The 23,450-nt window shown below is 39.9% G+C and carries 26 protein-coding genes; 7 read left to right on the forward strand and 19 right to left on the reverse strand.

Features of this window, described 5'->3' with window-relative positions:
- Positions 1-6: 6 nt before the first annotated feature.
- Positions 7-1,515: a hypothetical protein gene (locus tag MHH86_RS19695; protein ID WP_341031379.1), complete on the reverse strand. Its 1,509-nt coding sequence runs from the start codon at positions 1,513-1,515 to the stop codon at positions 7-9.
- A gap of 371 nt (positions 1,516-1,886) precedes the next feature.
- Positions 1,887-2,438 (reverse strand): GNAT family N-acetyltransferase, encoded by a 552-nt coding sequence (locus MHH86_RS19700; protein WP_342479387.1) that lies wholly within the window; start codon positions 2,436-2,438, stop codon positions 1,887-1,889.
- A gap of 233 nt (positions 2,439-2,671) precedes the next feature.
- On the opposite strand from MHH86_RS19700, the gene MHH86_RS19705 reads away from it, so the two are divergent.
- The gene (locus MHH86_RS19705; RefSeq protein ID WP_036688882.1) at positions 2,672-3,484 is read left to right on the forward strand and encodes an undecaprenyl-diphosphate phosphatase; all 813 of its coding nucleotides are present in this window, start codon (positions 2,672-2,674) and stop codon (positions 3,482-3,484) included.
- A 70-nt stretch (positions 3,485-3,554) separates the two neighbouring features.
- Here MHH86_RS19705 and MHH86_RS19710 read toward each other — a convergent pair whose 3' ends face one another.
- Genes MHH86_RS19710 through MHH86_RS19720 form a run of 3 tightly spaced genes read right to left on the reverse strand, consistent with a single transcriptional unit; the run spans position 3,555 to position 5,385 of the window.
- Complete coding sequence (locus MHH86_RS19710; protein ID WP_326047717.1) at positions 3,555-4,148, reverse strand: hydrolase; 594 nt, start codon at positions 4,146-4,148, stop codon at positions 3,555-3,557.
- A 50-nt stretch (positions 4,149-4,198) separates the two neighbouring features.
- Positions 4,199-4,531: a chaperone CsaA gene (gene csaA, locus MHH86_RS19715; RefSeq protein WP_038572193.1), complete on the reverse strand. Its 333-nt coding sequence runs from the start codon at positions 4,529-4,531 to the stop codon at positions 4,199-4,201.
- A gap of 35 nt (positions 4,532-4,566) precedes the next feature.
- Complete coding sequence (locus MHH86_RS19720; RefSeq protein WP_342479388.1) at positions 4,567-5,385, reverse strand: DMT family transporter; 819 nt, start codon at positions 5,383-5,385, stop codon at positions 4,567-4,569.
- A gap of 235 nt (positions 5,386-5,620) precedes the next feature.
- On the opposite strand from MHH86_RS19720, the gene MHH86_RS19725 reads away from it, so the two are divergent.
- The 3 genes from MHH86_RS19725 (at position 5,621) to MHH86_RS19735 (ending at position 9,640) form a co-directional block, all read left to right on the forward strand.
- Complete coding sequence (locus MHH86_RS19725) at positions 5,621-6,511, forward strand: AraC family transcriptional regulator (protein ID WP_326047719.1); 891 nt, start codon at positions 5,621-5,623, stop codon at positions 6,509-6,511.
- 190 nt (positions 6,512-6,701) lie between these two features.
- Positions 6,702-7,967: an IS110 family transposase gene (locus MHH86_RS19730; RefSeq protein WP_036684113.1), complete on the forward strand. Its 1,266-nt coding sequence runs from the start codon at positions 6,702-6,704 to the stop codon at positions 7,965-7,967.
- A 617-nt stretch (positions 7,968-8,584) separates the two neighbouring features.
- Positions 8,585-9,640 (forward strand): ankyrin repeat domain-containing protein, encoded by a 1,056-nt coding sequence (locus MHH86_RS19735; protein ID WP_076271995.1) that lies wholly within the window; start codon positions 8,585-8,587, stop codon positions 9,638-9,640.
- A 138-nt stretch (positions 9,641-9,778) separates the two neighbouring features.
- Here MHH86_RS19735 and MHH86_RS19740 read toward each other — a convergent pair whose 3' ends face one another.
- Positions 9,779-9,859, reverse strand: a complete 81-nt coding sequence (locus tag MHH86_RS19740; RefSeq protein ID WP_232061537.1) for a YjcZ family sporulation protein — start codon at positions 9,857-9,859, stop codon at positions 9,779-9,781.
- Between the two features lie 266 nt (positions 9,860-10,125).
- On the opposite strand from MHH86_RS19740, the gene MHH86_RS19745 reads away from it, so the two are divergent.
- Both MHH86_RS19745 and MHH86_RS19750 read left to right on the forward strand, forming a co-directional pair.
- Positions 10,126-10,554 carry a MarR family transcriptional regulator gene (locus tag MHH86_RS19745; protein WP_342479389.1) on the forward strand — a complete coding sequence of 143 codons (429 nt, stop codon included), beginning with the start codon at positions 10,126-10,128 and terminating at the stop codon, positions 10,552-10,554.
- A gap of 82 nt (positions 10,555-10,636) precedes the next feature.
- Positions 10,637-12,052 carry an MDR family MFS transporter gene (locus MHH86_RS19750; RefSeq protein WP_342479788.1) on the forward strand — a complete coding sequence of 472 codons (1,416 nt, stop codon included), beginning with the start codon at positions 10,637-10,639 and terminating at the stop codon, positions 12,050-12,052.
- 190 nt (positions 12,053-12,242) lie between these two features.
- Here the strand turns inward: MHH86_RS19750 and MHH86_RS19755 are convergent, their stop codons facing one another.
- From MHH86_RS19755 to MHH86_RS19785, 7 genes are all read right to left on the reverse strand, one after another.
- Positions 12,243-12,515 (reverse strand): N-acetyltransferase, encoded by a 273-nt coding sequence (locus MHH86_RS19755; RefSeq protein ID WP_342479390.1) that lies wholly within the window; start codon positions 12,513-12,515, stop codon positions 12,243-12,245.
- 269 nt (positions 12,516-12,784) lie between these two features.
- Positions 12,785-13,438: a DUF421 domain-containing protein gene (locus MHH86_RS19760; protein ID WP_076100219.1), complete on the reverse strand. Its 654-nt coding sequence runs from the start codon at positions 13,436-13,438 to the stop codon at positions 12,785-12,787.
- Between the two features lie 122 nt (positions 13,439-13,560).
- On the reverse strand, positions 13,561-14,799 hold the full coding sequence (locus MHH86_RS19765) for an ATP-binding protein (RefSeq protein WP_038572208.1): 1,239 nt from the start codon (positions 14,797-14,799) through the stop codon (positions 13,561-13,563).
- 460 nt (positions 14,800-15,259) lie between these two features.
- A complete protein-coding gene (locus MHH86_RS19770; protein WP_342479391.1) occupies positions 15,260-15,859 on the reverse strand; it encodes a hypothetical protein in 600 nt (199 codons plus the stop codon).
- Positions 15,856-16,296 carry a 3-hydroxyacyl-ACP dehydratase FabZ gene (fabZ, locus tag MHH86_RS19775; protein WP_340951526.1) on the reverse strand — a complete coding sequence of 147 codons (441 nt, stop codon included), beginning with the start codon at positions 16,294-16,296 and terminating at the stop codon, positions 15,856-15,858. The genes MHH86_RS19770 and fabZ overlap by 4 nt, the downstream gene beginning before the upstream one ends.
- A 206-nt stretch (positions 16,297-16,502) precedes the next feature.
- Positions 16,503-16,976 carry a GNAT family N-acetyltransferase gene (locus MHH86_RS19780; RefSeq protein ID WP_036688911.1) on the reverse strand — a complete coding sequence of 158 codons (474 nt, stop codon included), beginning with the start codon at positions 16,974-16,976 and terminating at the stop codon, positions 16,503-16,505.
- 154 nt (positions 16,977-17,130) lie between these two features.
- Positions 17,131-17,442, reverse strand: coding sequence for an antibiotic biosynthesis monooxygenase (locus MHH86_RS19785; protein ID WP_076104988.1), 312 nt, complete (start codon positions 17,440-17,442; stop codon positions 17,131-17,133).
- A 136-nt stretch (positions 17,443-17,578) separates the two neighbouring features.
- Here MHH86_RS19785 and MHH86_RS19790 point away from each other — a divergent pair, with 136 nt between their 5' ends.
- Complete coding sequence (locus MHH86_RS19790; RefSeq protein WP_340951529.1) at positions 17,579-17,887, forward strand: LysR family transcriptional regulator substrate-binding protein; 309 nt, start codon at positions 17,579-17,581, stop codon at positions 17,885-17,887.
- A gap of 294 nt (positions 17,888-18,181) precedes the next feature.
- On the opposite strand, the gene MHH86_RS19795 is transcribed toward MHH86_RS19790, so the two are convergent.
- The 6 genes from MHH86_RS19795 to MHH86_RS19820 all read right to left on the reverse strand — a co-directional run bounded on the left by MHH86_RS19795 (position 18,182) and on the right by MHH86_RS19820 (position 23,307).
- Positions 18,182-18,595: a transporter gene (locus MHH86_RS19795; protein WP_076143726.1), complete on the reverse strand. Its 414-nt coding sequence runs from the start codon at positions 18,593-18,595 to the stop codon at positions 18,182-18,184.
- Positions 18,596-18,857: 262 nt separating this feature from the next.
- Positions 18,858-19,346: an LURP-one-related family protein gene (locus MHH86_RS19800; RefSeq protein WP_076104991.1), complete on the reverse strand. Its 489-nt coding sequence runs from the start codon at positions 19,344-19,346 to the stop codon at positions 18,858-18,860.
- A 46-nt stretch (positions 19,347-19,392) separates the two neighbouring features.
- Positions 19,393-19,908, reverse strand: coding sequence for a GNAT family N-acetyltransferase (locus MHH86_RS19805; protein WP_076100209.1), 516 nt, complete (start codon positions 19,906-19,908; stop codon positions 19,393-19,395).
- Positions 19,909-20,946: 1,038 nt separating this feature from the next.
- Positions 20,947-21,408, reverse strand: a complete 462-nt coding sequence (locus MHH86_RS19810; RefSeq protein ID WP_076105271.1) for a hypothetical protein — start codon at positions 21,406-21,408, stop codon at positions 20,947-20,949.
- Between the two features lie 68 nt (positions 21,409-21,476).
- Positions 21,477-22,769 carry a DUF4179 domain-containing protein gene (locus tag MHH86_RS19815; protein WP_076105270.1) on the reverse strand — a complete coding sequence of 431 codons (1,293 nt, stop codon included), beginning with the start codon at positions 22,767-22,769 and terminating at the stop codon, positions 21,477-21,479.
- Positions 22,759-23,307, reverse strand: a complete 549-nt coding sequence (locus tag MHH86_RS19820; protein WP_076105269.1) for a sigma-70 family RNA polymerase sigma factor — start codon at positions 23,305-23,307, stop codon at positions 22,759-22,761. The genes MHH86_RS19815 and MHH86_RS19820 overlap by 11 nt, the downstream gene beginning before the upstream one ends.
- Positions 23,308-23,450 lie beyond the last annotated feature (143 nt).

A 23,450-nucleotide genomic window follows, 5' to 3' on the forward strand; every position in this document is an offset into this window, starting at 1 on the left:
AACTTCTCACCTCTCCACGATCGTAATCATATATGGACTCATATCCAGACCAGGACACCGTACCCTTGAGGCTGGTTCTGGAGCAATGCTCGTCCGCAGCATTTTGCCGCGTAAACTCTCAAACAGAAGATCTTCTGCAAGTACATATTGGATTAGCTGTTGGCATTCATCAGAAACGCCGCCACCACCTTCTGGTGCCTGTTCCTGCACTAAAATCTCTGTATGAAAAAACTGCACCCACAGATCAACAGCATCCGGTGTATTTGCCCACCCTGTTAGTTCTTCGGCGGAAAAATCCTCTGCAGTAAAGGTAAAGCTTCCCTGCTCAGCCAAGGCAGTAAAAACCGGCTTCCACAGATCCACTACTTTTGCCCATGGGATACCTTTAGGAATATATTGAACAGGCTCTGCGTCCACCTCATCTTCGAAATCATCCATCACTAAGTCGGGGATAAACCCTACCTCTTGTTCCTCCCAAGCCCAAGGAAGCGGATAAACGAAGTCCTGATTCGGAGCGAATAATCCGCTGAGCAGCAGTTCAAGACTGTCACCGCTTGGCAGACCCTCTTCTTTCACCCATTCCTCCCATACGTGAGTACGGAAGTTAAACCCGGCTGCTCCCCAGAATAATTCAGGAAAGTTCAATCTTAAATTGGTCTCCATCTCAAAAATATTCAACACTACCTCAGCCAGCTCATCGTGTACACGCCTAGAAAGCTCGACTCGTTCAGAGAGAATACGGATCTCATTGAAGTCGATTACGTCTTTCTCATCATTGGCCAGCCGGGCCAGAGAACGGTGAATACTGTCAAAATGTTTGCGTTCCTCCTCGAACTGATGATGAATCTCTTCGAGTCGCTGATGCCGAGCCACTCCGAATTCACTAAAAATATGCTTTGGATTGCGGCGTAACGCATTGCGGTATTCTTGCTGTTGCTGGGTCATCTTACGGACACGGGAGATCAGTTCATTAACATCCTGAAGAGCCCGAGTTACGCGCCCATGTTTAATATGCATTTGAATCTCGAGCAGTTTGATGCTGATCTGAAATTCATCAATAATCTCATGGCTCATAAAAATGAGCTCCATTGCATATTCGGAGAGACGATAGATGGTTCTGCCATTCTCTTCCCAACTGCTGCGGGTCGCATCCTCGTCCACCGTGAAATACTTATATTTCTGCACGGACATTTGCCGGGTCACATCATCATAGAAAAAGGATTCGAAATCTCCACCATTCCCGCTCCACAATAAACCGTCCACGAGACGCTCTACGGATTCGGTAGTCCCAAGATTGGCGATATTAAAACGTTCCAGTGCAGTCCAAGTAAGTTCTATAATATCCTCTTTGGATCTTCTCTCATTCGATTCTAGCTCCAGATAATAGACTTGCAGCAGAACGCTTAAAGACACCATTTCTTTGTACGGTTGGATTTCGCCAAGGTTCATGCCAGCCCCCAAATTCCACAGGGGATTCAATCGTTTGTTTCGTTCGCCAAAATCCGACCAATTCATCTTTCTGCTAACCTCGCCATCACTTCATAATTTAAAATTTCCTGCGGAACTCTCCGGTCCTCTTCTCCCTGTACGGACAACGCCATACTTATTCTCGATCACCCTCACTAAAAGAAATAAAACCCCTATACATCCTGTATAGGGTTCTGAAACACGGGAATATATGTTTCTATTATAACAATCCTTCGAAGCTTATGCTATTTTTGTTAAACAAAATAATAGATTCTAGCCGGATGACAAAAGATCGCGGAATTACAGGGAGAAATCCCCTGATTTTTCTCTTGAAGCTTCATTAACCCTTATGGACTAAGCAAAAAAAGGCTGCCCCAAAAACCATGAATTGGCTGAATGAGACGGCCCTTTTTTATTAACTACTCAGCAACTCCTTGCGTAAACGCCATACAATACTGCTCAAGTGGGCTATTAGGTAGAGGAATGACTTTAACCGTACGGAAATGATAATGCTCATAGATGGGCAAGTTGCTCGGCGTCTGTGTCTCTAACGTGCATAATGTATTGTTCACACGACATTCCGCGAGCAGCGGTGTCATGATTTTTGATACATATCCTTGGCCTCGATATTGTTCTTGCACTGCAAGCATATCCAAATGTTTATACTTCTGATCCCCAAACATTGATAACCATAAAGAACTCATACTACGCAAAATAGATAAACCACGTATAAATCCTCGCACCCCAATGATTCGGCAGATCGGTAATGACTTGATGATCGCAAGGACTATCTGTTTCATATACCTGACGTTCGAAATCAATGTCCCTGTCTGACGCTCCGAATGGAACACTAAAGCCACTGCTTCAAAGTTAGTAGAAGTCGTTAGTAAATCCGAATATGGATACAACATCTCAATGTAACGATGAAAAAAAATATTCAACACGCGTAATCTGGTTGATTCATCAGGCAAGATATGCTGATATAACGGATCATTTTTAGCAAATGCTTCGGCTAGAACACTGGCTGCTCTCGGAATATCATGCTGCTGAATTTTTAGTAATGTACTACAAATAGTTCCACCTCATTTAATAGTCTTACGAATTAGTATAACTCGTCCAATTGAATATGGCACGATGGTTCTATTGTCATTTCTTTATTGAATACGATATGATTGAAAAGATTACAAAAATACTGGGAGGTAAAATGGAAGATATTATACTGTGGCTTAAATACTTGTTTCTAGGGTTTGTTCAAGGGGCAACTGAGCCAATCCCCGTCTCTTCGAGCGGCCATTTGATCATCGCACAGAAATTGCTAGGCTTAAAACAAAATGGGCTATCATTTGAAATCTTAACAAATACGGCTTCACTAATCGCGATTTGTTTTATTTTCCGTAAAGATATCGGAAGATTGATCACTGGATTCGTTCAATTTATTCTGACCCGCAAAGAGGAATATAAGTCAGATTTCCTGTTCTCTTTGTACATCATCATCGGTACCTTGCCTGCGGTAATCGTTGCTTTACTCTTCAAGGATCAGATTGAGGATATCTTCTCGTCAGTTCATACCGTATCCATCGCCTTGCTGGTTACAGGGGTAGCTTTATGGTTGATCCGTAACCTTCGCGGCCGTAAACAAGATGGTGACTTAAAAGCGAAGGATGCAGTTATAGTCGGACTTGCCCAAGCAGTCGCCCTTATTCCTGGGATAAGCCGCTCTGGTGCAACTGTCATCTCTTCCATCGCTGTGGGAATGAAGCAAGAAACTGCTTTACGCTTTTCTTTTATGCTTTATATTCCTGTCAGTTTGGGCGGACTTGTTATGGGTGCATCTGATATTGCCCACGATCCTAACCGCTCGCAGCTAGCAATTCCATACTTGATTGCATTTATTACTACACTTATCGTTACTTATTTCTCCATGCGCTGGTTTATGGGGATTATGGCTAAAGGTAATTTGAAGTATTTCTCTTATTACTGCTTCTTAGCTGGGATACTTCTCCTCATCTTTATGTAAGACATAACTTCAATTAAAAAACCTCATGACAATCTCTGAAATTACAGAGAGAGCCTGAGGTTTTTTTATACTATTTCAACATGGATATTACTTCATCGCTCGACCGGATCTTACCTATACGAGGGAAGATAGTTTTGCATACATAATCATGCTCTTCTTTTACCATCGCGGTCATAGCGTCTTCTACAAAAACTTGATGATAACCAAGCTGATAAGCTTCTCTTGCAGTAGTATCCACACCAATCGAGGTAGAAATACCACATAATACGATCGTATCTATTCCGCGGCGCCGTAACTGCAAATCAAGATCTGTACCGAAAAATGCCCCCCACTGCCGTTTGGTAATCAGATGTGCATTTTTGATATTCGCTAATTCTGGCACGATGTTGTCCCAACCTTCTGGATAGGTGACAGAATTCATTTGTAAATCAGTTTTAGGTTTAAGCATATCTTGCCCATCTAGCCATGACACCCTCACTAGAACAACAAATCCCCCTTTCTCCGTAAAGGATTGAGCTAATTTGCTGGCATTCTCAACCACCTGAGCACTTGTATGCGGCCCCTGCTTTGGACTGTGGACAATTCCTTGTTGCAGGTCGATCACGACTAGCGCCGTTTTACTTGCCTCAATACTTTCAGATACTAAGCTTGTTAATTCTTCCATGGTCTTCTCTCCGATTACTATCAATTTTTGTATACTACAATTACCCTATATTACCCAATAGGTGTCCCATTAGGTAATTTAATATCTGGCTTCAAGAGAACCACATCCCCTTTATCCGGTATTCCTCCAAGAACTAATACTTCTGATAGGAAACCCGCTATATTTCGAGCAGGGAAGTTAACTACCCCAATGATTTGTTGCCCTACAATCTCTTCAGGCCTATATCGTTTAGTAATCTGTGCACTTGATGTTTTGCTTCCGATATCGGGTCCAAAATCAATTTGGAGTTTAATCGCAGGTATTTTTGCTTTTGCAAAAAACTCCGCTTTAATAATCGTTCCAACACGAACATCAAGTTTCAAAAAATCATCAATAGTTACCATTTTCCATCCCCCTATACATATTTCCGACTACTCATTTACTTATTTTGAATGTTGTACTTTAAAGATTTCGACCAAAAATACATTCTCATACCGAGTAAGGTTATTATGCCGCCTAAAAGCTGGAATAATGACATAGTTTCCCCTAATAATAGGTATGCAAGGACAATGGCAAGAACAGGCTCACCAATAATCCCAACCGAGACAGTAGTTGCTCCAATCGACTTTAACAAAAGGTTAAAGATGTATTGACCAAAAATAGTTGGAATTATTGCAAGAAGCAAAAAATAAATCCAATCTGATGAAGCATAATTAATTAATGAGACATTATTTATCAAATTGTACACGAGCATAACAGTACCACCAATAAAAAAGACGAAAATGCTGTATATATTTGCATTGATTTTGCCGCTTACTTTTTGCCCGGCCAACAGATAGACTGAAGCGCAGAATGTGCCAATTAACGATAAAGCATCGCCGATTAGTGCATCTTTCGAAACCCATATGTCTCCCCATGCAATAACAATCGAACCTAAAAGAGCAACAATCAGGCAAAAAACGGTTAGCAGGTTAACATGTTCTTTGAATAAAAAGTAAGACCCCATCATAACAAATAGCGGCTGTAACGATAAGATCACCATGGAGCTTGCAACTGAAGTATAGACCAATGATTCCATCCAGAATAAAAAGTGTAACCCTAGAAATAGGCCGGATAAAACAACGATGGCCCAATCTTTTTTATTCATCTCAGCAGAACGAGCCATTTTCCCGGATGTAAAACAGAGCATGATGATTACAGAAATAAACAATCTATACATCCCGGCCACTGAAGTAGGTGTATCTGATAGTTTAATCATGATTGAAGAGATAGAAACGGACAAAATACTGATAAATAACAGAATAAACGGATGAAATAGTATAGGCGGTTTATTTGAACTAACCATAGTTCCTCCAAAATGTGTGACAATCCCTGTGCACAGAATTGTATGATAAGTCTAGGCTGGATATAATAATATCACCGTCAGGGTCTATATTGTGCAACTATATCTTTAATTTATATAGAAATATCGTCAAATAAGGAGAATAAGCACTTTGAAAAAGCAATTGCACGAAGCCATTCAATTTCCTGATGATGCATTTCCATACATCATGTACACTCATACCAATTATGAATCTATTCCTAATGGCAGAGGGGTTAACGATCTACATTGGCACCAAGAACTACAAATTACTTTAGTGACCAAAGGGAAACTAACCATACAAGTCAACGGAATCAATTATGATTTAGAAGCAGGTCAGGCCATCTTTATTAATAAGAGCGTACTTCATATTGTTACGTACCTTAACCAAGAGGGTGAATATGTTAGTTTTAACTTCCCAGAGAAGTTACTCGCTTTTTATTCTGAAAGTGCAATGGAAAAAAAGTATGTACTTCCGTATACCAATTCATTCTTGTTAAGTTTAGAAATCAAAGGAGATAAGGACTGGCATAATCAAATCCTACAAATTCTTTGGGATATGAAAAAAGAATTTGAATCGAAAAAAAAATGGGGATGGGAGTACGAAGTTTCTATCAAAACTGCCCAGTTATGGTTAATCCTTATATCAAATTTTTCTCTATCCTCTGAGGAATCGTCTAAATATAACAGACTCCAGCAAGAGAGACTACAATTAATGCTTAGTTTTATTCACAAAAACTATTCTAATAATTTGACATTGAAGGAAATAGCAGACACAGCACATCTAAGTGTATCGGAGTGCACTCGAGGTTTTAAGAAAAGTATCCATATGACTCCGTATTTCTACTTAATTAAATATCGCATTAATAAAAGCTGTGATTTGTTAATAGCAACTGACTACACGATAACTGAAATCGCACAGCGAGTTGGTTTCAATAACGCCAATCACTTTATCCAGTCTTTTAAAAAACACTTAAACATAACTCCTAAGGAGTTCAGAAAAATTAGAAATGAACGAACTTAAAAAACAACAAAAGCAGAGTCGATCGCTTTGGCTGACTGCCAAATCGTGTTTATTGAGCTATCGTTCTCCGTTAGAATTCCTGTAAACTGAATAATTTGGAGTTTGAACAAAAACGAGCGCCTCGGTAACATGGGAGTTGGATACGGGTCTACAGCCCTTTTAATCTCACCATTTAGGAGGTCGCTCTACTATGAAGTTTAAAGCTCAAGACAAGCAAAATCAACTCATTGAAAACATTACCGTTCATCATTTGGTCATTGGCGTAGACATCGCCCAAGAAGTCCATGTGGCCCGCGCGGTCAGCTTTCGTGGGATTGCTTTGGGAACTCCGCTCGAATTCGGTAACCATCGTGAAGGGTTCGATCTGTTCGAACGCTGGATCCAAGATCTACTCAAATCCTACAAACTTAGCAGCGTCATAGTTGGTATGGAACCCACTGGCCACTACTGGTTTAGCCTGGCACGTTGGCTCCTCGATCAAGGCATGGAGCCCGTTCTGGTTAATCCTCATCTCGTCAAAAAGAACAAGGAAAACCGAGATAATACACCGTCTAAAAGTGACCATAAAGATGCGCTTGTCATAGCAGACATGGTCAAAAACGGGTACTACTCCCCTGTTCGTTTTCATCCCGAAGATTACGAGGAACTACGTATTCTAATGGCGAACCGAGAGACGGTTACCAAGCGCCTCAACGCTGCGGTTAATCAGATTCATCGCTGGGTAGACATTGTTTTCCCTGAACTTCGTCAGGTTTTTAAAATCCTCACTTGCACCAGTGCAATCGCAACACTCCGACTCTTCCCCTTGCCAAAAGAGATCCGTCTGTTAAATACGGAACAGGTCCTTGCCGGTTGGAAGCAATATGTAAAGCGTCATGCTGGAGTTAAACGTGCTGAGCTACTCATTTCACTTGCGAAATCCAGTGTGGGTGCCACTCAGGCACTCCACGCATACAAGCTCCATCTTGGGCAATTGCTCGAAGAATATGACCTGGCCCAGCGCCAGCTTGAACAAATTGAGCATGAGCTCCGCCTCATTCTTAAGCGTATTCCTTATGCACAGAAGCTCCTTGAAATACGAGGCATCTATGTTACGAATCTAGCTGGTGTACTCGGTGAGGCTGGTGATCTAAGCGGATATACGCACGGAAATGCTTTACTGCGTCATGCTGGGTTAAATCTAGCTGAAGCTAGCTCCGGGAAATGGCGAGGAAAGATGGTGCTCAGCAAACGAGGCCGGCCACGTTTACGTCATTTTCTTTATCTCATGACAATGAGTATGGTTATGACAAATCCGGAGATACGAGCGGCACATCGTTATAATGTAGAGGAAAAGAAACTGAAGAAGATGAAATCCATTATGAAATTAATCGGTAAAGTAGCGAGAATGCTAGTCGCATTGGCTAAAAGCAGTACCGCTTACGAACCGATCAAGGTATTCCCACAAGCAGCATAAAACCAATTAATCCTCATCGACTCATGCATTCGCAGGATAACAAGAAGCACGGAGTATCGGGAGACGTTACGCAAAAGGGCTCGGACCCGTTCCGTTAGAAAGACCGACCTCCACCCCTTAGTTAGATGTGACGAAGGAATGAAAGGGCTATGACCCGTTGAGACATGGGAGTGAGAATCGCTAGGGCGAAGTGGAGACGTGCATATAATGGAACAATATGGGTGATCCTTATTCACCCTTATTTACGCATGCCCAATTCCCCATCTCCCAGCCACCGGCTCCTTCATCATCCTCTTCATCACTTTAACTACAGGATGAAATCCTGCGAATTCATGAGTCTGAGTGAGGAAACTGAATCATTTCGAGGGAGCGTAATTTCGATGTCCTTCGTAAATCTCGAATTTATTTCCAAGACACAAGCTTAATGTTTTCATTTTCTAATAGTCTATGATTTCGGGATCGCCATATAAACGATATTCCATTCTCTTTTCCAATAATGTTACGTCTATATCTTCAACCTTTTCGTCCTGCATGAATTAGTGTTCAATTCTCCTATATGATAAACTTGCAAGAAGTTATCTGCTATTTATCTATTAATAAAGGAGCGGAAAAATGATATGGGCAAAAAGAAAAAAACATTACCCGCCAATTTTGCCGAGCTGGTTAAAACGAATGATATATCTGCCTTAAAAGAGGTATTTGAGCTATGCGAATGGGATGCCCGCGGGGGTTACAGCAAAGGTACCGCCCTCAGCTTCCGGCAAATACCGGATGAAATGGTTTCCTGGCTTGTGGAGCAGGGTGCTGACATCAACGCTGCCGACAACTATAAGCGTACCCCTCTTCATGCTCAGGCTGCAACCTGGTCCGGAAATGTCCCCTTACTCCTTGAGCTAGGTGCAGATATGGAAGCTCTGGATTACCAGAATGAGACACCGCTGCACTCAGCAGCAGCTTCTTACAAAACAAAAGTAGTGCAGGATCTGGTGGAACGCGGTGCAAATGTCCATGCAGAAAATAAGCGAAAAAACACACCTCTCGCCAAAGGATTATTACAATGCCGGAATATCGATATAGTTCACATGGCAGAAATCTCGCGAATTATGCTGGATGCAGGTGCAGCAATTACGCCGGAGATGAAGGAATCCGTGCGGCGTATCGGCAAGGATTTTGAATTCGTCAGAACAAATTACAATAAAGATCGACTGGATGAAACTGCAAATGCTCTCCTGGAGCTGTACCGGCAATTTGATGTCGAGCCTATAGCGAAACTGGAGAGACATGACGGAATTTCTCCCATCAAGGTAACGGCAGCCGCATGGCCCGCACAGCACCAAGAGCTGTGGGATTTTCTTGTCCCTGCTTCAGGACATGCGACAACGGTGCAGGGTGAGGTTATCCGCATCACAGGGCGGGTGTCTCATGAAATACTTAATAATGGCGGAGGAAACTGGGATGCCGATTACCGTAAAATGCTGGATGCACTGATACGGCATTTTAGCACGGGCACGCCTTTAACGCCCGCCCTTCTTCAAGAGGCAGCTGCACTCGCCAAGCGGTTCCGCAACATTGCTGGCAATGAGCAACCAGCCAGATTATGCGAGCTGGCGGTGCAATGGGTACTTGCCAATCCTCAGCCCATTTCTATGACACAACCCGATTATTCCCGTTAAGTCTTCTATATGAATATTCATGACAACATTAACCACCGTAAAAATAATCCAGAATCCTTAACGTTGTCAATTATCTAACTAAAGAAAACACAGAACCGCCCCGAAGAAAAAAACTTCGGGGCGTCGATTTACATAATTCTAGATCCAACAAGTTTTAAGGATAATGACGAGAAGAATGTAAAGCACAAGAATCGTACCCGTTGATGTCCAAGGATTAATACAAACTGGAGCCTTTTTTTGTTCTTGAACGCCCCCAACACAATTATATCCCATTTTAATCCCTCCCTAATTACTTTTTTTTAATTTCACAACAGCATATGACTATGTATCATCAAATGATTGGGCATTAAACAACTTTGTCGCTTGTATCTAAGCCTATGATTCTATTCATTTTCTTTAACTTGACAAGCATCAGTTACTGTATGCTAATATAGACAAATCAATAACGTTGATATATCATCTATTCTTCAATTAGGAGAGATTATATGGATTCCAAAGACCCGCTAGGTTTAGTGATTCGCGATTTACATTTGGAAATAGCAAATTATTTAACAAAATTGCTTGCCCCTGTTCGACTTGCGCCTGAACAACATCTACTTATGGCTTTGTTGCTTGAGAAAGAAGGTTTATCTCAGAACGAGATTGCTAATAAACTTGGGAAGGACAAAGCCAGTGTTGCCCGAATGATCGCCAGCTTAGAGAGCAAAGGTTATATACACAAAATAACAAGTACGCAGGATCGTCGTTCGGTAAATGTTTTTGTCACAGACGAAGGCAGAAAATTAGAGTCTACAATAAATGAGGTGACTATTAAATTAAACGAAGTTATCGCAACAGGACTATCTCCTGCGGATTATTCAACACTTAAGACTTTGTTAACTCGCGTGCAGGATAATGTAAGAGGTGCTTCTTAGAGCATTTCTCTCCTCCTCATAGTTGATATATCATCTATCCAGCATAAATAATCCGAATCAAAATTCTGAAAAGAGGTTCATCATTATCATGGAATCAACATCAACTGTTCAAGTTAAACGTCCCGCCCTTATGGCCTTCTCGCTTATGCTAGGTGCATTCGTCGGGCTATTTAGTGAAACCGCCTTAAACATGGCTTTTACAAATTTAATGGATGAATTTTCAATCAACGCCTCAACGGTTCAATGGCTAACCACAGGATATTTACTTGTATTAGGAATCCTCGTTCCAATATCCGCCCTATTAATGCAATGGTTTACCACTAGACAATTATTCACAGCTTCCTTGCTATTATCTATCGTCGGTACATTAATTGCTGCCCTCTCCCCTAATTTCAGCTCATTATTAATTGCACGATTAGTGCAAGCCTTAGGGACAGGCTTATTGCTTCCATTAATGACCAATATTATTCTTATTATTTTCCCTGCATATAAACGCGGAACTGTCATGGGAATGATGGGGCTCGTTATTATGTGTGCACCGGCCCTTGGACCTACTCTATCTGGTTTAATTGTAGATCATTTGGGCTGGGAGTATATCTTTTGGATAAGCTTACCTTTATTGTTATTTACATTAGGTTTCGGATTAACATTCATCAAAAATGTAGCCAACATCACAAAACCTAAAATAGATATTTTATCCATCTTGCTTTCTACGCTTGGATTTGGTGGAATCGTCTTTGGTTTTAGTAACTTTGCTGATCATTCTTTGAGTGAAATCATTGTTTTGTTGCCTCTTATTATTGGTTTCATCAGCTTAATCTTGTTTGTATTACGGCAATTTAAATTGGAAACCCCAATGCTGAATTTACGGGTATTTAAATATCCCATGTTTACGATAGGTCTTATAATGCTCTTTTTAGGAATGATGATCATTTTATCTTCTGCAATTTTATTACCTTTATATTTAAAAGGAGGTTTGTTGTTATCGGCCACAATGGCTGGTTCTCTACTTCTTCCAGGCAGTGTTATTAATGGGGCTATGGCTCCAGTTACGGGTAGAGTATTCGATAAATACGGTCCGAAATTATTGCTGCCGCTTGGATTTTCCATCACAACCATTGCTGGTTTTCTATTTACAAGAAACTCAACTGAAACCAGTAGCCTAACCTTTATTTTAATACACTGCGCAATGTTTATCGGATTAGCAATGGTCATTATGCCCGCTCAAACCAATGGGTTAAATCAATTACCTGTGAAATACTATCCGGATGGGGCTGCTGTTATGAGTACACTTCAGCAAATTGCAGGTGCTCTTGGTACAACGTTCGCTGTTACGCTAATGTCTAGTGGACAAACACGATTCGCAATCACACACCCAACCGCTGCACAGCCTGAAATATTAACCGCTGGAATTACACATGCTTACTTATTTATCGCAGCAATTGCAGGTATAGGATTGATTATATCGTTATTTGTGAAGCGTATTCGAGTGTATTGATTTGTATGTTAAAAAGACAGTGGACATGAACTGCCCGCTGTCTTTTTTTTCAAGTATAATCCTAAGGCTTTAACTCATATGTTTTTCATAAAAAACTAATGTTAAGTTGTCATTTATTCTTTTGGTTTCCCCCGTGCTTCTATACCCTAACTTTTCATATAAATAGCAATTCCTTTGCTCTTGTATAATACTATCCAGCTCCCATTTCTTTGATACTGACCCGATAAGTTTTATTTTCCTTTTTAACGATGCGGACACCACCCACAACAATATCAAAACTCTTAATCATGTAATAATCTGCAAAAGACTGATTAATTCGATCCCTTATTTGTTCCACAGATTCATTGGCTCGGCTGGTTTCATAATCTTTATATTTCTCCAGCAATGGCATAAAGGCTTTGACTTGCATTTCATGAATAAACGCTGCGTCACTCGCGTCTGCTTTACATATAGAAATCTCCATAAAGTTATACCCCTCCGAAAGTTAGTAAATATATAAGCTGTCAGATATTCTTTTTATCCTCCGATTTAGAGGAATCTCTAAAAGAGCCCAAGATACCCGTAAACAGCCCAATTAATCCAATAAAAACGCCTATCCCGCGGCCACCCTCATAGGCTAATATCACAACTACTCCAAACAATGTAATGTGAAGCCCAAAAAGTTGAGTTTGCACTCCTGATTTCAAATAAAGACACTTGAGCCTCCCGGCTCCAGCGTCTCATCATGTGGATTTATGGTTTGTTTTTGGGAAGGATATAGAGTGTTCCGTCTTCTTTATATTCAGCATAGGCAATATCCTCAATGCAATTATAGCCCTGCTCTCTGACGCGTTCCTTAATCTGCTCCTTGTTCATCGATCTGCCACGCATAGACTCTTCCAGTACCCTGCCTTTATCAATAACTGTAACGGAAAAAGCAGAAGATTGCTCATCTTCAGACTTGCGCATTACCGATAGAGAACCGTTCGTTTCGAGCAGAGCATACCGTACTTCACTTAGGGAAAAGATATTTTGTTGCCTCAGCATGAACAGCAGTTGGGTATACTCAATATCATATTTCTCCAACAAATCCTGATTCACTTTGCCATCGTCAATTAGCAGCACTGTCCGGCCTTCCGCCATGTTCCCGAATTTCACAAAATGGGTAGTCACCTTTTCGAACAGATAAGATAATGCGGTCCAAATAAAAAGAGCAAACAGCAGATGCCAGATCTTCACCTCATCATCATATATCGTATTGCCGACAATTTCACTTAAAATCAATGAAGACAGAAAATCAAGTGGTGTCAATTGACTAAGCGTCTTGCGGCCGGTAATAAAGGTAATGATCCACAAACCAAAAAAGCTGATGACCAATTTGACGCCTATAGTTACAAATATCTCCATTGCTGCACCTCCAGATGGGACTCGCGCAGGCACGTTGCCCTTTTTACACGAAATCCATTCATGAAAGGTATTACACACTCCTAGTGGGGTATAAACAGCAAAAGATACTCTCTGCAACTTGCCTATGTTGGGATGGTTATAAGGAATGTTGTCCCTTTGCCTTTTTCACTATCGACTTCAATATTTCCTTTCACTTTATCGACGGTACTGTAGACCATGAGCATACCCAGCCCCGTCCCTTCTGCTTTAGTAGAATAATACGGTTTACCGAGTCGCGATATTTCATCTTTAGTCATGCCGACTCCGTTATCTTTGATACTGATCATAATATTTTGCTTTTTTTCAAATATATCGATAAATAGCGTTCCGCCATCGGTTTCCTTCATCGCTTCTATACCGTTTTTATATAAATTAATTAGACACTGCTGAATCTGGTTCCGGTCATAATTTTTATTTAAGGAATTATTAAAATTGAATTGAACATCTACTTTGTGCATGGTGGCATAAGGCATTATGATATTTTTAGTATATTCTGATTCTGCCTTCATATTGGAGTAAACCATGTTTTCAGATTGTGGCTTGGCAAAGGAGAGATAATCACTTACAATTTTTTCTGCTCGCTGTAGCTCTTGTAGAGACAACTCTACAAATCCCTTTTCCTCTGGCGTCATTGTTTTAGATTTATTTAATAGCTGCAAAAAACCACTAGTCACTGTAAGTGGATTTCTGATTTCATGGGATACACTTGCCGCTAGCTCGCTGACGACATTTAATCTTTCCGATTGGACAATCCGTTCCCGATTTTTAATATTAGATATAATTTTTTCAATCAAAATCATAATGACACTCATCACCCCAACATGAGTCGTCAAAGCATTTAATGAAAGAATCCAAAATTGCCTGTCTAAAGAATCCTGAACCAAACCTAAAATAAACAGATAAACCCCCATAATTAGCAAAGCAATCAGATTTGCCGCAATCACACGACCTTTCGATGGTAATTTTAAAAATCTGTTTTTATATAACGGCACCAAAATCAGAATCGCCGTCGCAAATAGAAACGAATAAAATACGCCATCTCCACCCACATAGAATCTGTACGCATTCAAAATAATATATAGAGGAAAAACATTCCTATATCCTCCAAAGAGTGCCACAATAATAAACGGAATGTACCTTAAATCAAAAATATAGCCAATTTCTAGTCTGATAGGTTTAGCGATACAGAGACTCATGGTCACTGCTGACATAAAAACGAGAATCAATCTATTGTAGGAATAGGCCCGATTCTCAAAAAATATCAGAAATGTTAATACTGGAAAAAGCAAAAACAAAAAATTCAAAAGTAGGGTTTCAAACAAGAGATGACTTCCTTTCAGCCTTTTGCTGCGTAAATGAATATATTCAAGGTTATATTAAGGGTTTTAGATCATTACCTAAGCTAACATTATAAGTCACAGTATTGACTATACACTATGTATTTCTCAACCATTTTTCATATAATCCCAAAAAATCATACTATAGAACCACAATTAGAAAAAAAATACAGACATCTGAAGTCTGTGTGGGGTCATCAATTTTCGTATTCCTGAATATCTACCTTGTAAACTGTACCTTCGTAGTTTTTATGGCTGGAAATGAATCATTGAATTTGTTTTACACAGAAAACAGCCATCCCCTCAGGATGGCCGGTTTTTAATTCACTAAAATCCGTTAACTGTGATATGGAGCGGCGCCTAATTTAACTTCGCTCGGATCTCCACTTTTGATCATAGCAATGGAGACAGCTATAAGCAATATTTTCCGGTGAATAAATAAGTACTACAGCCTAAAAACAATTTGATCTTCTGTCTCATTGTTCTTGAAGGGTTTACCATATTTCCTGAACTCTAATGTAACGCCTGAAGGATCGTCAGAAAGCGGTGGAGAAATCACGTAATTATAAGAAGCTTGTCCGGTTGAACTTCCGCCATTCGTCATTCGACTATCATATTCTTCTCCTATAAACAGCTCGAAAAAGCTATGGCTATGAGAATTTGCTGGAAGCTCAGTTGTCATGTCCCAATCTATATTAAGGGTGACCACACTAGCATTACTGTATTGACGTATAGAGGTCAGTGTATAAAATAATTCATCTTTCTCAATTGATTTAAGAACTGCAATATGTTTTCTAAAATCAATTGGCTCAACCATCGGTTTAAAATGATCTTCACTTAGCAATGTCCCAAATACCGCTTTCAAAAAATCCTCATAGAGCTCATAATTTTCTGCCCATTTAGAGATAGATTCAAACGGTGGGAATCCTGGATTATTATTCGAGATTTCCTTTCGTTGCTTGATCAATGCACATATTTGCTCGTCGATATCCTTAATTTGCAGATCGTAATGTTCAGTTGGTCGTACAAACGGCAGCCTTTTCATTTTGAACCTCCTTTTTGCACAAATGCAAAAGAAATCTCAGCTTCACATACCAGCTCACTATTTACTGTTGCGATGCCTTTGCCTTTTACAATCTCACCTTTCATCCGATTGACTTCGAATTCGAGAAGAAGCTGATCCCCAGGCGTTACTTGGCGCTTAAAACGGGCATTATCAATGCCAACTAATAACCCTATCTTGCCCATCAGCTTTTCGTTTTTGCACATTGTGATTCCTCCTACCTGGGCTAATGCCTCCACAATTAAAACACCTGGCATAACAGGATGCTCAGGAAAATGGCCGCTAAAAAACGGTTCATTAATGGATACATTTTTTATACCTACTGCTCTCTTGTTCTCCTCCAACCCAATAATTCTGTCCACTAAAATAAACGGATACCGATGAGGAATAAGTTCTACAATCTGCTGTATATTTAGCATAATTCCCGTCTTAGCCTCCTAAAATACTTTTTGGGTAATTTTAACACCAGAATAGATTTTGTACTACTCAAAAATACCAAAGCAACTGGCCTATAACATCACTTCTGGAGAACCAAAAAAACAACGGCAGCCCTGAACTAGTAAATAAAGTCCACGACTGCCGCTTTTTATTGATCTACTGTATCCTGTTAGCTTAAGATTCAAACTCAATTAACAAACACCTGTGTCTTTCTCCCTGCTTCAATTCGTTCAGTGAATTTTCCGCCAGTGTATTCCTCTATTACCTTTTTCCAAAAGCGTTGTGCGGGCTCATTATTATCTATTTGATAAACTTCCCATTGCCCCTTATGTAAATTAAAAATATCTTTTGCAACTAGTCTACCTAATCCTACTCTCCGATACTTTTTTATAATAAAAAACTCTGCAATGGAAAAGTATAAATCATCATCTCTATTTTTTAATTTGACTAAAACGAATCCAGCATTTTTCTCATTCAGAGTTAACAGATATGGGAAATTCGACTCTTCTGTCCAGTAATCGTTGAGAGGATAATCATTAAATTTTCCGTTTTCTTCAAGGTGCAAATCCATATACTCGGAGAAATCATACATATAAAATTGCATTAGGTTGTTGAGGATTTCTTTTTCTTCAAGGGTCGCCCTTTTAATTTGATAGTTCATTTAATAATCATCCCATATCTATATTTTATCTAATTAGTAACGGAATCTTCTATTTTCTCGGATAAGTTTCTTCGCATCCTTTTGAAATAAAATGATTGTTGTTGTACGCTTCAATGGATTGATTCCCAATTACTTTGCAGTGATATGTTACCACTCAAGAATACTCTCTTTCAACTTTACAAATTTTTACTTTGTAATTTTGGTACCATTCTTTCTTACCTTTCTCCTGAGCAACTTTGTGAGATTGATGCTGTTTCCAGTTACTAATCGCCTCTAAGCTCTCCCAATAAGAAATCGTAATACCCGCTCCTGAAGAATTCCGGACACTTTCCACTCCTAAAAACCCTGGTTGCCCGGACGCAAGCTGCTCCATTTTTTCAGCCATAATGTTATATCCGTTATCCCCCTCCGTACGTTGACTTGAAAATATGACTGCATAATAAGATCCGTTTGATTCATGAACCATTCCGCTCAAACTCCCCTTTAATCGTAGATGTTTTTATATAAAACAGATTATACTATTATAATTAAGATAAAAATAATGAATATTAATTATTAGTTTAATGAATTTTTTTCATATATTATTGAGGAGAGAAATCATTATGAATCTTTTAAAATATCAGATTTTCAGTAAGGTAGTTGAGATTGGCACTGTGAAAATAGGTACTTTCTCTAGTGTATCGATCCAATGGATGCCCCAAATCATTAAACAATTTCAAAATCAGTTTCCACATATTGAAATAAAACTACTTGATGGTAACTACTCTGAAATAGAAGAATGGATTGCCGATGGAACCGCTGACTTGGGATTTGTAAATCTGCCTAGTAAGTATACTCCCCGACAATGTATGTTATCGCCCATTAGAAGGAGAGCATTATCGTTCTATTGGCATTGCAGCCGCCTCCATTAAAAATGCCTCTCCAGCGGCAAAAAAACTAATTGAATTCATAACACAATGGATCACCCAACGTGCCCAGCCCTCCGCATTACCGTGATTTATGATATGACTCAACGCGCTGTCTGTAACAGCAAGCTTTAAGGCTATCCTTCGTAGAGTAGTCCTTTTTTTTATCCAGCATTGACGTTAGCGTCAGGGGAAACGATTCTTTACTATGTATCTTTTGCGTAATTCACAACTCCCGGGACACGATAATTTGTACAACATAGAGAACAGCCTGCTGGCTGTTCTCTATCGCTGTCTGCCTTAGAAGCACGTGAACGAGCTAATCCGATTCAAATCAATGCCGAAGTACGACCAGAAAAAACCGTTCCATCTGAACCCTGCAATAGAATTACGTCCGACGAATACCGGAAAGAACCAGAATTGCTCGCCGTTGTTCAGCCAAATGTATGTGTTGCGGAACAGGCAGCGTCTGATCCCGCCGGGATCAATGGCAAATGTGGTAGACGTCATTTGCGGCACGAATTGCGGTGGAGGAGCCGTCGGCGCTTGAACGCCTCCTGGTGCACCCCCCGGAAATTGTCCGGGGGTTCCCGGAAACCCTGGTCCCCCGGGTCCTCCAGGTCCTCCGGGTCCTCCCGGTATGCCAGGTCCGCCAGGTCCGCCCGGGAATCCTGGAAATCCTCCGCCGGCTCCCGGTGTTGGAAAAAATCCCATATGTGATCGCTCCTTTCAATGAGTAGGCATAATCATCATATGCATTCGTGGAAAGGGCGCTTGGGCGCAATGGGCGTTTTTCCAAAAAATGAAAATCAACAATAAGATCTAACATAGGCAATATCAAAAAACTAAACTTGCTCCTACTTATAGTACGGTTCAACGCATCATAAATAAACTAAGCCAATTACACTCATCAGCACCTGCTGAATTAATTCCATCCACGTCACCTTGTTAAGTTTTCAACTTTAATGTTAAATCGTCACTGATGAGATGCAGATGCTTGGTCAGCCTTCACACAATCAATAGCGACAACGAACGCAATCATGAGCGTCTCCATCTCATCATTCAATATTTGAACCTTATAGCTATCACCCCAAGTGAACCACTCCTTGTTCACTTTACCGATGACTACACCATGCTGTAAAACCTGAAAATCCATGTCCCACCAGTTACCATGTACCTCAATGTCAGCAGCATCAATCGTATAACGTGCTTTAAAGAAAGAAAACTCCTTCTTAATCGTTAACACCTCTCGACCATCTACTTCAACAAAAAACTTTGGTAAAAAACTGAACACCTTTTTCGTAATTAGTGCGACTTCATCTCTTGTTGTATTCATAATAGAGAAAGTCTTGGGAATTTGCATAAAACTGCCCTCTACGTAATAGACATCTTGCTCCTGCTGATTCTTTACCGTGAATTTACCACTTAGACTGAATACCTTTTGTTTTATATAAAGTTGCTTCATTCTAAGCCTCCTATCGCTCCTTAGTTAACATCATTTTAGAGAAATGTTATAGTTGTTTTGTCATAATAAAGTCTATTTGTTCCTCATCACCCATATAAAAAGAATGAGTTCCTGTATGAACAAACTTCATTTTTTCATAAAAGCTAATGGCGTTCTTATTTTTTTCCCAAACCCCCAGCCAAATCTTCTCTTTATTACATTGTATCGCTATTTCTATAGCTTTATATATTAGATATTGCCCAAGCCCCTGTTTATGAAATTTTTTCCTAATATAAATCCTCTCGATTTCAAGCGAATCATTGCCCATTACTTCAGATTGAGCATCATCGGTGTTAACCTTTAAATACCCGGCTATTTCTTCATTAAAATAAATAAAATAGAATTCTGATGAGCTATCCGACAATTCTTTTTCTAATTGTTTTAAGTTAAATGCTCTATCCAAGTAGGCTTTCATATTTTCAGGTGAATTCTGATTACTAAATGTCTCATTAAATGTTTCAACACTAATTCCTTGAAGTGAACCCAGATCTTCGAACGTGCACTTTTTTATATTGATAGCCATATCGTTTTCTCCTTTTAAAATATCAATTTACAAATAAACTTTTATTTTGAGCTCTATTTATATGGTGTTATGCAGATGTGACAGGAAAATAGTATACCATAATTGTTGTATTTGCAACAAAAAAACTAAGTATTTTCCATTCATCCCACCTATTAGCGTATTGGCGTAATCAGTCTCTATGCGGCAGTCAGAACTCCAAAAGGAAGCGAGCGAGGTTTGGGGATTCGATGATGGAAGATGGTTACTTTTCGGACCCAGATGACGTTATTTGCGAATATTTCGGCTTTGGAGCGAGGTTTCGGACTCCAGTGCAGTTATTCCCCCGAAAAGGCTGCTTTCGGGGTGTTTTTCAGGCCAATAGCGACTATGCGGTCCGTTAGAATTCCAGAAGTGGGATATGACGCGTCTAAGGGTCATCTGAGTCCAATAGATGCTTCCGGGTGCGCAAATGTGATCGAAGAAAGCGTGACTTAAAGGTGATGATAGCGGAAGTGAGCCAACTTTGAGAAATCGGTGATGAGAATGTCAGCGTGGCTTGGGGGTTCGATGATGGAGAATGTCAGCGGGATTTGGAAAATCGGTGATAGCAGTAGCAAACGAAGGTTGAGGATTCGGGGATAGAGAAAGCGAGCGACGTTTGGAGTTCGATGATGGATGACGGTTACTTTTCGGACCCAGATGACGTTATTTGCGAATATTTCGGCTTTGGAGCAAGGGTTCGGACTCCAGTGCAGTTATTCCCCCGAAAAGGCTGCTTTCGGGGTGTTTTTCAGGCCAATAGCGGCTATGCGGTCCGTTAGGATTCCAAAAGTGGGATATGACGCGTCTAAGGGTCATCTGAGTCCGATAGCTACTTCTGGGCACGCAAATTTGATCGAAGAATGTGCGGCTTGGGGATAGAGGAAACGAGCGACGTTTGGGGTTCGATGATGGAGCAAAAAAAAATGAGGTGCCCCAGTAGCCATTTTCGGCTTTTGGGACACCCATCCTCTCCGCAGTGCGCATATAGCGCGGTATGGTGGACTGGTCAGAGCCCGGTTAAAGCCATCTCATAAATCTTTTTTTAGATAGTTTAATCTGATTATGTTCGGCCCATGCGGTTAGTTCTTTCATACCTTTGTATTCTTCGTCAAGAAAACTAAAACATAATCTATAGGGAGGAAATTTGTGATCTACAGGTTTAATGCCTATTACGGGTATGAAATAGCCCTTTACATAAATATTCTCAATTTGTTTCGCTTGAATTTCTTTGTTATCTACTAGTATAGAGTCTGGAAGAATCCGAACCTCAATGAACTTTCTAATCGTAATGATCCTATAGAGCAATATGATTACAACAATCAGACAGAAGGTCAACCATATATAACCAAAATAAAGTAATACTTTATACTCCATATTATTTCTGGCATTTAACAGTAGTATGCTACTTGAAAAAATCATAGAAAACAGAAGCGACATTAACGACGGACGACTCACTTTATAAGCTCCTATATTTTCCATAACCCCCTCACTTTCTCAGACTATTATAGCTTACTATATTTCATAAATTATGGATATGGCACCTCTTTTTAATCCACTGGAATCTCAATCACCTTGTTATATTCCTTCATATAATGTATTCCTTCTATCAGAATATTTTCAGGTTTCGTTTGTGTATCAAATAATAAGGTGCGTTCCTTCATGAGTTTACCGTTGTTTTGTTCTGACTCTTTTTGATTAATTGTTGTTTTTAAAGCCGTGTTTTCGCCAGCATTTTCTATAGACACACCATCCAGCATTACATCCTCATCTGTAGCAATAGTTACTTCAATCCCTTGAGCGGTATTGGACACATCCTTAATCCATAATTCTTTATCCCCCAGTAGAATCGGCTCATTACTATCAGCATTTAGAGGATACTTCTCTTCCAGCTTCTGATATCCAACAAACTCTTTAACAACCAGCTGCAATGAATGTAGTTCTTTTGGCAAGGTGTCATAACGAATATCAAATGATCTCCCACCCAGCGAGGTTTTATTGCTACTGCCTAATATTTCTACAGGCTTTCCATTGGCAATTAATTGAATGCCTTCTAACCCTAATCTTATTCGATCGAAATTCTCGACATTCATACTCCCTTTAATCACAGTCATGGTTGGTGTGGCCGTGATCGATTTGAAGGTAATTGATCCTTTGTCGGCTTTGACCTTTTTATTAATCGACTGTTTGATCTGAGTCACCATCGCTTGATTTGGATTATAAGAAAACGTTATGCTCCCTTCACTCATCTGCCCTTTCTGTAGAGGTCCCCAGTAATGAAGTGTTAGTTTTTTCGAAAATGGGCTTACGCTATCAAATGTCATCGTGCCTTTTATTTCTGTATGTTCGTCATTGATTAAAGATACGCCACTTCTTATGTTGGAATTCGTGAGAAACCCTTCTATTTTAGAAGGACTAAAATGATCTCCCGTCTCCTCTAGTCCCTTAGGATTGTTTAACGTGTAATACACAATAAATTGATTGGCATCTGCCATAATTCCGTTAATCTTAAGTTCTGTTCCATCTGCTAACGTCGTCTTTTTGTCTATGCTTTGTCCCATTCCTTGTTCATTGAGTTGTTGTAAAGTTCCCTCTAGCACCTCATCAAAACCAAATAACTTTTTTCCATAATAAGCGAAGGCATTATAGCTGTTTCCAGTAACCACTATCACTAATAAGATGACGGCTGCAATCTTCCAGAGGGGGGAGCTTTTTCTTTTTATTCTTTTTGGGGGTGCCGAGTCTAAAGCATTTCTTAATCTCATTTCTAAACCCTCAGGTGCAGTTATGGACTCTAAATTCCTCTTCTCATCCACCAATCGTTGTTCGACGTTATCGTTCATCAACATCACCTCTGTAATGATTTTTTAGCGTTTGTAATCCATTGTAGATTCTTGATTTAACAGTTCCGATCGAGACCTGTGTAATGTCAGCTATCGTTTGATAATCGAGATCATGAAAATACTTTAATTGAATTGCTTCTCTTTGCTGCTCGTTCACATGTAACAATAACGCCTGCATATCCATTTGCTGTTCACTTTTATGATAAGGATCGCCTGGTGCAACATGGACGCTTTCCATCTTATCATTGGAGCTCCAATCCTCTAATAACACCAGTTTGCTTCGCTTATGAAGCTGCCTTTTGCAGCCATTTACCAAAATCGTTTTACTCCAGCTGTAAAAAGACTCCTCTTTCTTAAGTTGATCAATCTTCTCGTATAACGTAACTATCATTTCCTCCATGGCATCCATTGCATCTTGCGCATTTCCCATATAGCTGTACGCAAGCCTATAAAAAACATCTTTTTCAGACATAATTAAGTGCAGCAAAACTTCTTTATTTCCTTTTTTGGCTTTTTTCACCAATCGTATAACATCCATGCCTTCACCTCTCTCCCCTATATGAGTCAGGAGCACTGTAAAAAGTTCATCTTCATAAAAAATTTTTATATATTGCGAACTATTCAATCCACCTAAACTGTAATATTAAGGAAAATTTCACTCAGACATACCCAAATCTAGTT

Source organism: Paenibacillus sp. FSL F4-0097 (assembly GCF_038593125.1).
Taxonomy (GTDB): Bacteria; Bacillota; Bacilli; order Paenibacillales; family Paenibacillaceae; genus Paenibacillus_AQ; species Paenibacillus_AQ odorifer.